The 13,126-nt window shown below is 40.1% G+C and carries 16 protein-coding genes; 1 reads left to right on the top strand and 15 read right to left on the bottom strand.

All coding sequences use genetic code 11. The features are described 5' to 3' along the window. Positions 1–8 precede the first annotated feature (8 nt). From rsmH to UR08_RS02120, 6 genes are all read right to left on the bottom strand, one after another. A complete protein-coding gene (gene rsmH, locus UR08_RS02145; RefSeq protein WP_115752013.1) occupies positions 9–938 on the bottom strand; it encodes a 16S rRNA (cytosine(1402)-N(4))-methyltransferase RsmH in 930 nt (309 codons plus the stop codon). A gap of 11 nt (positions 939–949) precedes the next feature. Then, the gene (mraZ, locus tag UR08_RS02140) at positions 950–1,381 is read right to left on the bottom strand and encodes a division/cell wall cluster transcriptional repressor MraZ (RefSeq protein WP_115752012.1); all 432 of its coding nucleotides are present in this window, start codon (positions 1,379–1,381) and stop codon (positions 950–952) included. A 220-nt stretch (positions 1,382–1,601) separates the two neighbouring features. Next, positions 1,602–1,982 (bottom strand): DUF3397 domain-containing protein, encoded by a 381-nt coding sequence (locus UR08_RS02135; RefSeq protein WP_115752011.1) that lies wholly within the window; start codon positions 1,980–1,982, stop codon positions 1,602–1,604. Next, positions 1,963–2,853, bottom strand: a complete 891-nt coding sequence (locus UR08_RS02130; RefSeq protein ID WP_115752010.1) for a 2-dehydropantoate 2-reductase — start codon at positions 2,851–2,853, stop codon at positions 1,963–1,965. The genes UR08_RS02135 and UR08_RS02130 overlap by 20 nt, the downstream gene beginning before the upstream one ends. Positions 2,854–3,002: 149 nt before the next feature. Beyond that, positions 3,003–3,176 carry a 50S ribosomal protein L32 gene (gene rpmF, locus UR08_RS02125; protein ID WP_036071936.1) on the bottom strand — a complete coding sequence of 58 codons (174 nt, stop codon included), beginning with the start codon at positions 3,174–3,176 and terminating at the stop codon, positions 3,003–3,005. Between the two features lie 69 nt (positions 3,177–3,245). Next, positions 3,246–3,782, bottom strand: a complete 537-nt coding sequence (locus tag UR08_RS02120; protein WP_115752009.1) for a YceD family protein — start codon at positions 3,780–3,782, stop codon at positions 3,246–3,248. Positions 3,783–3,919: 137 nt separating this feature from the next. On the opposite strand from UR08_RS02120, the gene UR08_RS02115 reads away from it, so the two are divergent. Next, positions 3,920–5,077: a nucleotidyltransferase gene (locus UR08_RS02115; protein WP_115752008.1), complete on the top strand. Its 1,158-nt coding sequence runs from the start codon at positions 3,920–3,922 to the stop codon at positions 5,075–5,077. Here the strand turns inward: UR08_RS02115 and UR08_RS02110 are convergent. The 9 genes from UR08_RS02110 to cyoE form a co-directional block, all read right to left on the bottom strand. After that, entirely contained in the window at positions 5,036–6,463 is a 1,428-nt protein-coding gene (locus UR08_RS02110; RefSeq protein WP_115752694.1) for a glycoside hydrolase family 55 protein, read from the bottom strand. The genes UR08_RS02115 and UR08_RS02110 overlap by 42 nt on opposite strands. Before the next feature lie 163 nt (positions 6,464–6,626). After that, positions 6,627–7,670: a SepM family pheromone-processing serine protease gene (locus tag UR08_RS02105; RefSeq protein ID WP_115752007.1), complete on the bottom strand. Its 1,044-nt coding sequence runs from the start codon at positions 7,668–7,670 to the stop codon at positions 6,627–6,629. 32 nt (positions 7,671–7,702) lie between these two features. After that, complete coding sequence (gene coaD / locus UR08_RS02100) at positions 7,703–8,182, bottom strand: pantetheine-phosphate adenylyltransferase (RefSeq protein ID WP_115752006.1); 480 nt, start codon at positions 8,180–8,182, stop codon at positions 7,703–7,705. A 4-nt stretch (positions 8,183–8,186) separates the two neighbouring features. Beyond that, complete coding sequence (gene rsmD, locus UR08_RS02095; protein WP_115752005.1) at positions 8,187–8,741, bottom strand: 16S rRNA (guanine(966)-N(2))-methyltransferase RsmD; 555 nt, start codon at positions 8,739–8,741, stop codon at positions 8,187–8,189. 65 nt (positions 8,742–8,806) lie between these two features. Beyond that, positions 8,807–9,088 (bottom strand): YlbG family protein, encoded by a 282-nt coding sequence (locus UR08_RS02090; RefSeq protein ID WP_115752004.1) that lies wholly within the window; start codon positions 9,086–9,088, stop codon positions 8,807–8,809. Positions 9,089–9,135: 47 nt separating this feature from the next. Then, entirely contained in the window at positions 9,136–9,582 is a 447-nt protein-coding gene (locus tag UR08_RS02085) for a YlbF/YmcA family competence regulator (protein WP_115752003.1), read from the bottom strand. Between the two features lie 63 nt (positions 9,583–9,645). Continuing rightward, positions 9,646–10,704 carry a CAP domain-containing protein gene (locus UR08_RS02080; RefSeq protein ID WP_115752002.1) on the bottom strand — a complete coding sequence of 353 codons (1,059 nt, stop codon included), beginning with the start codon at positions 10,702–10,704 and terminating at the stop codon, positions 9,646–9,648. A 153-nt stretch (positions 10,705–10,857) separates the two neighbouring features. After that, entirely contained in the window at positions 10,858–11,934 is a 1,077-nt protein-coding gene (locus UR08_RS02075; RefSeq protein ID WP_115752001.1) for a tetratricopeptide repeat protein, read from the bottom strand. A 120-nt stretch (positions 11,935–12,054) separates the two neighbouring features. Beyond that, entirely contained in the window at positions 12,055–12,972 is a 918-nt protein-coding gene (gene cyoE / locus UR08_RS02070; RefSeq protein ID WP_115752000.1) for a heme o synthase, read from the bottom strand. Positions 12,973–13,126: the final 154 nt, after the last annotated feature.

The raw sequence follows: 13,126 nt of genomic DNA, 5'->3' as shown, positions 1-13,126 counted from the left end.
CTCCTACATCATTTGATTTTTTCAATGACACGTAATTTTGCCGAACGTGCCCGATTATTATGTTCAACCTCTTCTACACTTGGTAGAGTGGGTTTCCTTGTGACTAGTTTAAAATCCGGTTGATATTCATCCGGTAACACCGGCAATCCTCTGGGAACTTCTGGCCCTTTAGCAGCTTCTTGAAAAATTTGCTTCACGATCCGATCTTCTAACGAATGAAAAGTAATCACGCTGATTCTTCCATTTTTCCGAAGCATCGTCAGTGCATCCGCTAGTGAATCTTCAACTGCCGATAATTCATCATTCACAGCAATGCGAACCGCTTGGAAAATCCGTTTTGCAGGATGTCCACCTTTTCGTCTCGCTGGTGCTGGAATGGCCGTCTTAATAATATCCACAAGCTCCCCAGTTGTTTCAATTGGAGCAGTTTCTCGTCGTCTTTCAATTTCACGTGCTACTTGCTTCGAAAACTTTTCTTCACCGTAACGAAAAAAGATTCGAACTAGTTGCTCGTAGCTCCACTCATTCACAACCGTTTTTGCTGAAAGCTCTTGCGTCTGATCCATTCGCATGTCGAGTGCAGCGTCGTTGTGATAACTGAACCCTCGCTCACGCTCATCAAGTTGCGGCGAAGACACGCCAAGATCATATAAAATTCCGTCTACCTCGTTTACTCCCTTTGCAAGAAGCTCAAGTTTGAGTTCGCGAAAATTCGCTTTAATGAGAGTAAGACGTGAATCGCTTAAGTTTTTCTTAGCATTTTGAATGGCCACATCATCCTGGTCAAACGCGTAAACGCGCCCCTCATCGCCAAGTTGACTTAGCAGATAAGATGTATGCCCAGCGCCACCAAGCGTTGCATCCACATAAATGCCATCTTTTTTAATTTCTAATTGGTCTACTGTCTCATGCAGCAAAACCGTCTCATGTTGAAACATCTTAGCCCTCCTTAAATATCGAATCCAATCATATTTTCAGCAATGTCCGCAAAGGATTCTTCAGCTTCTTCAAAAGCAGCCTCCCATTCCGGTTTGCTCCAAATTTCCACACGATTGGAAACTCCGATAATCACAGATTCCTTTTCAAGGCCTGCATAACTTAACAAAGTTTGCGGAATATTAATCCGTCCTTGTTTATCAAGTTCACATTCAGACGCTCCAGAAAAGAAGAACCGTGTGAATGAACGGGCATCTTTTTTAGTCAGCGGAAGCGATTGAAGTTTTTCTTCCAATTTACTCCACTCCGAATGCGGATAAGCAAACAAACATTTATCCAGTCCGCGAGTGATCACAAATTGTTCGCCTAATAGCTCACGGAATTTCGCTGGCACGATTAAACGGCCCTTTATATCAATGTTATGTTGATATTCGCCCATGAACATTAGACTTCCCCCACTTTCTTATTTATCACTTTACCACATCTCCCCACTTTACTCCACCCTAAACCTAAAAATTTCAAAAAAAAATCTCTTTCTCGTAAAGAGAAAGAGATTTAAAATACTGGTATAAAGCGGTTTATGAAAATTTAAAATGCGGTGGGGGAAAATGGGGCGAAAAAACAAAATCCCCCACTTCCTGCCCCAAAAAAGGTTTTTCCATTTACTAGTAGCTGATCGCAAGAACAAGTCCTGTGAGGTAAAAAAAGAGATAAAGAACAGCAAAAATGAAAAAACACAGGCGCCAGTATGTCCGAAAAACGCGTTCAAGACGAAGTTCCCCATCTCGAAGCGCAAAAAGAATAACGATTCCAATGCCGACTAAGAATAGCACAAGCAGAATGTATAGCAAGAATGAGCGCCCGAATAGCTGTACCATCCAGAAGTGATCCGCTAGAATGAAGAAAAGTGTCGTTAAGTCAGCGCTCCATCTAAGCGCACGAGGTTGACTTTTCAGTCCCCACTTTAACCCCCAATAAAGAAAGAAAAACAAAAAAACTGGGCAAACAATCAACCAAGCTGAAATTTCAGTCGTCCAATTTAGCATTTTCGCGCTCCTTTCCTTTAATGAGTTGATAAAGCATCGTAAGCTTTTCAGCAGAAAGCCCTTCGTGAGTGAGCAGCTCGAGGACCGGTAAAACAATCGCATCAATTTCCGTTTGTCGTTTGTGTAATACATCCATCGCCATCGACGACCAGTTGGATGCTGTATTTTGGCAAATTTCTTCCACTATTTCTAACCCATTTTCCACATGTAGCACTTGATTTGCTTCTTGAACCACTTCACGCAGAAAGTTATTAAATTCCTTATTTGTAAGAAGCGATCCATTCGGCACGTTTAAAAGCGCCGTAAGCGGATTAATAGCTGCATTGATTAATAGCTTGCGGTAAATTGCTTTGAAGATATCCTCCGAAAATCGAATCGAAAAGTCTCGAAATTGAGTGAATTGGTTTTTTAGTTGCTTATCAAGTTCCCCTCGCCAAATCCCAAGCTCCGTTTCTCCTTTTCCGCTTGATTCAATTTCACGATCCCCGGTACGCACCACGCCATGGCTTGTGATACCAAGCAAAATCGTTTCAGCAGATAATTCCTCAAGCCACTTGAGATGCCCGATTCCATTTGCCAAAAAGGCAAGAGGTGTTTCTTTTGGAAACGTTTCTAATTGTGAAGTCAGTTCAGCTAGTTGATAGCTTTTCACGGTCACTAAAAGCAAATCCTGTTTTCTAGAATCTTGCTCCTGAATTAGCGTGCTTTTCACCGAAAAGGTCTTAGTTCCTAGCTTGATTCCTTCCGTATTGAGCTTAGCTTGTTGCTCAGCACGGCGAACAAAAATAGTAACGTCCGCATATGCACTAAGTTGCGCTGCAAAATAAAGACCAATCGCGCCACCACCAACAATGCCTATTTTCGGTTTCATACTCTGCCTCCTGACTTGCTTCTTGTTCCTATCCCCTACTATTTTAAGCGAAAATGACCAAAAATAAAAGCACGACAAGATCCATGGTATCTTGTCGTGCTTTTATGAATTTACAAGTGTACGTATCACTTGTTTATAAACAGTTTTGATTAGCCGTTCGCTACTTCTTTACCATCATAATGTCCGCATTCAGGACATACACGGTGAGAAAGTTTCATTTCTCCACAGTTCGAGCATTCATTCATGCCTGGAACTTGTAATTTGAAATGTGTGCGACGTTTACGTTTTTTAGTCTTTGAAGTTCTTCTAGCAGGTACTGCCATTTCTATACACCTCCTTAGCGAATTTGAGTTTTAAGGAAATCCTTAAAATTTATTCCAGCCTGATCGGTACTAATCGTCTTTTTTTTCATCAAAAAAATCGGCCAGTCCCGCAAGACGAGGATCCACTTTTGGTTTTTTAAGAGTTTCTTCATGAAGAAATTCATCTTCTGTTTGGAGCTCCCAGTCTGTTCCTTTTGGAAGTTCTTCGCTTCCTGGTACTTCATCACTAAACACTTGCATGGGAATTTCAACCAGTAAAAGTTCTTCAACGACAGGTGTCAAATCCACCGTGTCCTTTTCCATCAAATGGAAAGATTCATCTTGAAGATCTTCTTTCGACGGAACGAAGGTTTCAATCGAATGAATGTCGTATGACCAAACTACATCTACAAGCGTTCTTGCACATGGAAGTACAAGCGATCCACTAATATTTAAGTTTGCGACCACATCGTTTCCCTGCATTTCGAGTTCGCCTTGAACCGTTACAGGAGAAGCACCTCGCACATCTTGATTATTCGCTTTCAAGTATTCAGTTAAATCAACTTGCTCGTTGATTTCAAAAGGTTCGTTACGGTATTTTTTTAATTGACTTAATGACCATTTCATCATTCATCACTCCAAGCGCAACAAAAGCTATTATAGCTTTTTCAAAGGCTTTTGTCAATATTTTTTCCGGTTTCTTGGCAGGATTTCCGCAAGATGATATGCTTAGAGAAGCAAAAAAATTAACGAGGTGAGAAAATTTGCGTGCTACTGGAATTATTGTTGAATATAACCCACTCCATAATGGGCATTTATATCATTTACAAGAAGCAAGAAAGCAAACGAAAGCAGACATCATAATTGCCATCATGAGTGGCTCTTTTGTCCAACGAGGCGAGCCAGCTATTATATCAAAAGAATTGCGTACAAAATGGGCGCTTGAAGCTGGCTGTGATCTTGTTTTCGAATTACCCGTTCGGTTTGCTGTCCAACAAGCAGATATCTTTGCATCTGCGGCCGTCCAATTGCTTAAAGATTTAAAAACGGATGCGCTTTTCTTTGGAAGTGAAAATGGGGATGCCGCACAATTTCGCACCACCGCTAAACTAGCATCTAGTTCCCTATTTGAAGAAACGCTAAGACAAACTTTGACAGAAAAAAAATTAAGCTATGGCGAGGCATACACGGAAACCCTCGCTTCTTTTACGAACGAGCTAGATGTCACAAAGCCCAACAATATTCTTGGTCTGCATTACGCACTCGCAAACGAAAAACAAAAAGCAAATCTTGAGCTTTATTCACTTAAGCGAACAAATGATTACCATTCAACAGACGCCAATTCAAATGATTTTGCCAGTGCCACGGCGCTCCGCAAGCTTCTACTTGAGAATAGCCTTCCTGCCATCAAAAAGAAGGTGCCTGACTTTGTTTATGCTTCGCTAGAAAACTATCAGGCTCCGCTTTTATCTTTTTCAAGCACTTACCCTTATTTGCGCTACCGCCTTTTAAGCGATCGAAACGAATCTCTCACGGCGATCAACAGTGTGACAGAAGGCATCGAAAATCGCTTGCGTCGCGCGGCTCTAGAAGAAACAGCAGAAAATTTCTTGCGTGCGACCGTTACAAAGCGTTACAGTGCAGCGCGCATTCGCCGAACAGCTATGCAGATTCTATTGCAGTTTCAAAAAACAGATCAGCCAGAAAATTATTTACGCTTACTAGGAATGACAAAACAAGGGCAGGCTTACCTTTCTACCATCAAAAAAGAATTGTCGCTTCCGCTCGTTTCCACGCCTTCAAAAGTTAGTCAAGAACTGATTCAATATGACATTCAAGCATCAAGATTTTACCATCTGCTAGAAGGGAATTCAGCGCAACTAAACGCTGAATTCAGTGCCCGACCACTGCTTTATTTCTGATACGTTAATGTCACGTGTTTTCTTGCCAAGGCGAACTTCCGGCTTCTTCCCTTTGAAATAGACTTTATCGAGCGCAACTTGCCTTGCACGGTACTGGATCGCAAGTATCGGAACTTGCTTTTCATCAACTGTTAGAAACTGCGTGATGCTTACCTTATTATAAGCCGAAACAACCAATGCTCGTGGTTCACTATCCCGATAAAGCGGTGTCCAGGTGGGCGCCTCTGCAACTAAAAAGGTTGCGCGAATGCCACTTGCCGTTTGACTATCAGCGTCTTCTCCTTTATGGTGTCCAATATGGCGAAAGTTATAGGAGCGGTTATCTGAAGAAGAAATATGACCAATAATTTGAGTATCAAAAGCGGCAGAGCTTGTCTCATGTGCCTTGATTTCCACGCCACCGAAACAATTTTCGGTGGCGTTATTGTGTAGCACGACATGCCTAGATCCGTCATCTACTTCAATTCCATTCGAATTCGAGAAGCCTTTTTCATGAGTCCTGCCACTTGGGTCATGCAAAAAACAATGCGAAATATAAATATAATCACTGTGATGTGTTGTGATGCCATCATCGCCAAACCCTGACGCTTCAACACGGTCAATCCAGATATAGGCACTGCGGAATCTCGAGGTTGTTCCGTCGCCCTTGTAACTATAGAACGCGCTTGTAACATCCACCCCGTGCAATCCAGGATCTATAACTTTTACATTCCGAACAAGGGCAAACTGAACATGAGCAAGTGTGATACCGCTCGAACTAATCCCCCCTGAAGAGCTAGGTTCACTTTCATCAAAACGTGAGGCATCCCAGTTTAAAGTAAAGCCTTCTAACCGAATTCGTTTATTTCCAGTGAAAAGATTCCGATTTCGAATACCTTGCCGCTTTTTTGGGGTTTCTTTTTTTAATAAAAGCAACGTTTCTGTCTCTCCTGCCCCAATAACGGCTGTATTCGAGGGCACTTTTAGTCCCGAAATTAAAAATGTTCCTTTTGGCACATACACGATCCGTCCACCCCGGCGCATCGCTTTTTTAAAAGCTTGCGTTGAATCTACTTTTCCTTCGGGATCCGCTCCATAATCTAACACAGAAACTTCCTCAGCTTCATCCTTTAATGTTCCAAGCTCAGCAAAAAGTAGTGGCTGCCAGTCTACTTCAAGAAGTGGACGTTTTTCTATTGCAGCCGGGCGACTAAATTCGTTTGTTTGAGCTCGAGCAACAAGCGGTGATAACGACCATTTTCGTCTTTTCTTTAGCCGCTCGTGATCTTCTTGCAAATTTTGAAACAAAGTCTCAGTTACTCGAATTCCCTGGTCAAGCCCCTCAGAGCTTCTATAGGCTGGAAAAAAGGCGCTAATTCTGGCTTGATTTCGAACTTTAAGTTTCAATTTAATCCCTCGCTCTCTTAGCAAAACTCTTTTATTCTTCCTTTCCCGCTTTTAAAAAAAGAAACCGCCTGAAATTGCTTCAAAGCTTCTTTTAAAATTCGAATTCCATTCAAATCTTTAAGAATCTAAGTCGCGATTTTCATTACGATTTCTTGTCATGCATTTATTTTTGTAAATTTTTCAAGTAATCAACAGCATCTTGAAAAGTTTTTACAGGAACGATTTTCATCTTGGTATTAATTTCCTTTGCCGTTTCTTTGGCTTCTTGATAATTAGATTTAATTCCTGGATTGTTTTTCTTCATCTCTTTCGTTAGCTCATCATTTGGTGCAAAAAAGATCGCAGCGCCTTCTTTATCAGCAGCCACTACTTTTTGATCAATTCCCCCAATCCGGCCTACTTCTCCATCCGGACTAATCGTCCCAGTTCCTGCAATTTTCTTGCCAGCCGTTAAGTCTTCTTTTTGGAAGCGCGAATAAATTTCTAAGCTGAACATCAAGCCTGCAGACGGACCGCCAATTTTTTCAGAATCAATTTCTACTTTTGGCGATGTCTCAATTTTTTCGTCATCGACAAGCGTAATCCCAATCCCTGTCGTTCCTTTTTTATCAATTTTAGTTAGTTCAATATCAGCTTGTTTTTTCTTTTTATTGTGAACAAATTCAACGTTGACCTTATTCCCTGGTTTCTTGCCTTTTACGTAGGAAATAAATTCACTGCTCGATTTAAATGCTTTGCCATCAATTTTAGTCACAAGATCCCCTGCATGCAGGTACTTGGCCGCCGGAACATCATCTAGTACACTCATAACATAAATGCCATCATATTTGATTTTCACGTCTTGTCCAGCTGCTTTATATGCAATTTGAATGGCATTGTTTTTTGATTCATTCATCATATACATCTGTCTAACATTGTACTCTTCATTCGTTTCATTATCCAAACGAACATCACTTTCTTTTTCAAGTTCATGATAAGGAAGTAGTTTGGCAAGCCCATATGTATAAATATTAGCTTCTGCCATCGCGATGGTCACAAGGCTTAGTGAGCCCTTCGATTTACTCGTATGCCCCGAAACTCGCACAAGCGGTTCAAGTTCCTCTGCTGATCCGGGTTTCGTAATATAATAAGGCACTGGGATGAAAAATCCCACAATAACAATGAGTAGTATCGCAATAACTAATAACTTTTTCCACTGTTTACGCATTTCTAGAAACAACCCCTTATCTGCAATTCCAATTAAAATTTCGCTTTTAGCGCTAGACTGACAGGCTTTGGAACTAATTCGTCAACGCTTCTTCCGTAGCTAGCCACTTCGCGGACAATACTTGAACTCAAGAAGGAATAACTCGGATTTGTCATCATGAAAAAAGTTTCCAATTCTGGATCGAGTTTGTTATTCATCGCAGCAATTTGAAGTTCGTATTCAAAATCACTCACGGCACGCAATCCTCGAATGACTGCATGTGCTGATTTTTCTTTCGCATAATCAACTAGAAGCCCAGCCGAACTTTCCACGCGGACATTCGGAATATGTATAGTTGATTCGGCTATTAGCCGCATGCGTTCCTCCAAGTCAAACAGCGGTTTCTTGCTTGAATTTTTGAGCACTGTCACATAGAGGACGTCAAAGTTTCGGGCAGCCCGTTCAATAATGTTCAAGTGTCCATTTGTGATCGGGTCAAAAGTACCTGGATAAACGGCTATTCTCTCTTCCATGTCTTCACACTCCAAACTCATAAATTGATAAGATAGTGATTCCGTATTCGGCCGTTTTTACTTTTTGAAAATGCGGAATTTCATCGGGTAGTTCCGCTTCTTTATCATGTTCGCATACAATGAGTGCTCCATTTTGAAGCAGCTTGAGCTCACAAAGTTCCAAAAGCAGCTTTTCCAATTGTTGTTTCTTATACGGCGGATCTAAAAAAACTAAATCAAAGCTTTGTTCACTCTTTTGAAGTAACTTCAAAGCTTTATAAGCATCGTTTCGAAAAACCTGTGCTTCCTTTTCAAAGTGACAAGCTTGAACATTTCCTTTAATTGTTTTAATAGCAGCGCCTGCTTGATCAATAAAAACGCAGCTTGCAGCACCACGACTTAGCGCTTCAATTCCAAGTCCCCCACTTCCAGCAAATAAATCAAGCGCCTTTTCTCCGTCAAAAAACGGACCAATAATTGAAAATAAAGCTTCTTTAATTTTATCCGTCGTAGGTCTAGTATTTGCTCCAGGAACCGCTTTTAGACGATGTCCCTTTCTTGAACCAGCAATAACTCTCAAAATCTATCTCCTCCTAGATGAACGGAAGGCAGTGCCGTTTAAAACAGCACTGCCTCATCTTAATCTTAAATCGTGATTTGAACATCTTCACTTCTGTGGTCATGCATATTTTCTTTTTTCGACTCATATTCTGTTTTCAGAAATGGTCTGAAAGAAGGTTCAACACGTTTCACATAATTAAAGCGCGACAGCTTCGCAGAAACTTCTTCAATATCACACATATCGCAATATAGTACGGCATATTTTAGTTTTCGCGAAACATAATGTACATTGCCAAACCGCTTTAGCGATCTGACTTGCTTCAAATGATTCAACCAAACCACAACAGCTTGTCTATCATTTTCCATCGTTATTTATCCCCTTTACTATCTTTAAGCCTCTGTATTTAAAGTCCTCATGCCGAACAACCGCAACTTCCACCACTTCCGCATCCACCTGATGAACAAGCTGACTTTTGCTCGAAAAATGGGTTTCCAGTTGGCACTTTGATATTTGGCGAAACAGCTCCCGCCAGTAATAAACTAATTTCATCAAGCAAATTCTGTAAATCTGTCTCTGCTCGGCGAAAAGCCGCAATACCTTCATCCATATCTAGTTCTCGCTTTAATGCACGAGTTTTTCGAGTTACCTCTTTATAGTCAGGGTGATACCTGCCAAAGCGTTCCACCTCTTCATAAGCCTCTTTAACCTTTGCAAACGCCTGAATCTTCGCTTGTGTTTCTGGATTTTGCAGCGCTTGTTTCTTTTTCAGATAGTTATTCGCTTCTTCTGAACTGAGAATCATGGCAGACAATTCATCTGATAAATCAAGTAGCGCCAAACTCTCCATCGTTGCAAACAAACTAATCCCTCCAAACTTTTCGCTTGTATTTACTCATTATAGCATGAACTAGCGCAAGCGTCCTTACTTTGTAACAAAATTTTGTGTGTAATATTTCCGGAATGTCCCAGATCCCATATACGTATATGTTTTTTCTAACAAGTTTTTGCGATGTCCCGGTGAGTTTAGCCAACCTTCAACAGCTGCTCCCGCATCAATATAATTATAGGCGATATTTTCTCCTGCTTTCGTATAGTTGACATTTCCGTCTTTTAGCCGATCTCCTAGTGAGCCATAGGTGGGCGAATCATGGCTAAAATATTTATTTTCTGCCATATCTACACTATGTCCGTAAGCAACTTTTGCAACATTTTGCTCATCTGCGACCGGTTCCGCACCATAGCGCTCTCGAAGTACATTCGTAATTTCAAGAACCTCTAGATCTGCTGCTTTGTCCACTTGATTCCATAAGGCATCAGAAACATTTTCTTTATAGATTTTCCCTTGATAGTTTAGTTCATAAGGGTGCATTTTGATGAAAGAAAGTTTATTTAAATAGCGTACGCTTGTTAATTTGCCTTCTATTTTATCAAAATTAAGCTGCGCATAAACACCGCTACCCAGACTGACAACCGGACGCATGTTTAAATCATTTTCGGAAAGTTCAAATCGATAAAAATTATTTTCATAATAAAAAGCAATTTCAGACTGGAGCTTAGCATTTGTAAACACCTTTTCTACAGACATTCCGATTTGATACGGTTTTAGATTCAAGTCTTGTCCAAGTGCATAAACAGTTTGTACTTTATGATTCCTCACACCAACAAGCATATAACTCGTATTGGGCTGGTTATAAACATAATTATCGTAGCCATAAGGCGTCTTATCAACCCGAATTGGATCCCCAAACTTTTCTTTCACTTTCGAGAAATCTTGATTGACGAAAGTACCTAAACTTTCATCATTTGTAGGTAACCGATCACTCGTTTCATTTGCTTTCTTGGCTTCCGTTGGTATATTTTTCTGCTCTACTTTATCGTATGCTTCATTTTTTTCAGCCGTTTTTTCAAAAAATAGATCTGTATTATAACCGATAAAAAGGCAAATCACGAGTAGCACCAATACTCTTAGTACGAATTTCAAATTTTGCCCTCCTCTTGGTTTGTTTCCTGCTTCCAATTGTAGCGTTTTTTTTCATGAAAAGCTACCAAGCTTGCTTCATCATTTATGATTTTCTTCGCATACAAAAAGCAGAAACTCAGAATTAACTGCTTTTTCAAGAATTTCTGCCTAAATTTATTTTTGAAGTTTTAAAGGAAAGTCTTTTTGAATAAATGGATTCATTTGCTTTTCAAAAGGCTCAGTCACTGGATACTCTTTTTTTAGTTTATCCGGGGTTACCCAATCTGCAAGTGTAGAAACCGTGCGTACACCTGCCGGAAAAGCAAGCAGCATTAATAAAATAATGGCAACTGGTAATCGCAGGTACCTATTTTTTCGATCTTGCCTCGTTAACTGTTCTTTACGCTCCGTTTGAGATAAAATAGCAACTACTATAACAAGAAGTGGAAGAATCCACATTAAAACAGCCACATAACCAATCATTTTTGTTAAAAGGGCAAAAATGATTATATAGGCGCTAATTAAAACGACTCGCTGTGTCAAAGAAATGCGCTTGCCAAATAATCTTACACGCTCGTAAAGCGACCAAAAAGGATTTTTAGTTGCCCAAGCTTGATTATAAAGGGTTTTGTATTCCGAATTATTCGGTTGAATAACGCACAATTTGCGTGTAAACTCACGAGCTGCTTCAAAATCTCCACGTGCATAACTGATTTTTGCAAAATAAACTAAATTCGGTTCAAATAATGGATCTATTGTAAGAGCAGTGTTTTGCAAAGCAAGCACTCGCTTACTTGTTTTATCCATTTGGAATAAATAGTAAGCTAAACTCCCCATAAAGTCTAAACGTTCAGGTGAATAGGCAAGTGCCGTTTCATAGAGAGCTGCTTTTTCTTTTACATCATTTGTATAATATTTGGCAAGAGCAGCATAGAATTCTCCTTCTTCATAGTCAAGTGTCAGACCGAAACGAGCTAATTCGACAACACGTTCACTTTCCCCAAGCTTATCATAAATTTTCACACCGAGTTGATAACTTTCTACGACATTTTGGTTGTATAAAAGAGCTTGTTCAAGGTTGCGCGCCGCTTCACTGATGTTTTTTTCAGCAAAGTTAAGGTAGGCGAGACAAAGATAACCAGCAAAGTGCGATGGGTTTTCCGTAACCATATTGCGGCTTTCCATTTCAGCATCGGTGTATTTGCCATTTTCAACAAGTTGCTTCATTCTTTCAAAACTTGCGATTTTCATAAGTACCACCTCGGCATCCTTTCTACTTCCACTATACTAGTTGAAAAAAAGAATTTGATGAGGAAAACTTCAAGATTTTTTAAAGAAAAAAAGCGAGCCTCAATCTGAGACTCACTCGCATTAAAGAAAAATGGAAATAACAATCATAGATACAAACAAAATCGTCATGTAATTAAGCGAATAGATAAACATCCACTGTGCCCATTTTAAGTCATCTTTCATTTTGAAGCCATACAAACTAAGCACAAGCCAACCTATATTTAAAATCGTGGCCAAAATTACATAAACAAGGCTGAGTTCAGTCATGAAAAACGGAAGGACAGAAAGTATCAACACCCAGAAAAGCATACTTCCTTTTGTGCGATCAAATCCTTTCACAACAGGAAGCATTGGGATACCAGCTGCTCGATATTCCTCAGCACGTCTGATGGCAATTGCGTAAAAATGTGGTGGTTGCCAAGCAAACATCACCAAAAAGAGCATAACTGGAATCAAACTAAAATGAGGGTCAACAGCAAACCAGCCAATTAGCGGCGGAACAGCTCCTGAAAAGCTGCCAATTACTGTATTACTCACAAGTTTCCGTTTCGCATACATGGAGTAAACCACCACATAAAGAAAAACACCTGAAAGCCCAAGCACACCTGCTTGCCAAGTGGTCATAAATAACATACCAGTGCCGATAAGTAGCAGCAAAGTAGCAATAAGAAGGGCTTTTCCTCCAGAAATTTTCCCTGTCATTGTAGGACGATTTTTTGTTCGCTCCATTTTACCATCAATATCGCGATCTATTACGTTATTGAACGCTCCTGATGCACCCACAATAAGCGCAGAACCCGCGATCGTAAAAAAGATTACATCTAAATTCTGCATAAAAGAAATACCATTTAATTGAAAAGCTAACCACATACCTGTGAAAGCTGTAATTGTATTTGAATTTACGATTCCTACTTTTATAAGTTCCGTAAAATCGCGCACATTAAATTTACTGACTGCATCCCTTTTCTGCCATTCGCCAGTATTTTCGATTCTGCTCAAAACTTCTCCCCCTTAAATAAATTGCCGCGTTATTCTCTTATCATTATGTGAAAAAAACACACGATTTGTCAACCAAATAGTCTTCACACATCGCGAAAAAACCATTCATTCAAAACATTTCTAGCACAAGGAAACTTTGTGAAAACCCATACAA

It is taken from the genome of Listeria kieliensis (assembly GCF_003369925.1).
Classification (GTDB): domain Bacteria; phylum Bacillota; class Bacilli; order Lactobacillales; family Listeriaceae; genus Listeria; species Listeria kieliensis_A.
This window is presented reverse-complemented; position numbering and strand designations above follow the sequence as displayed.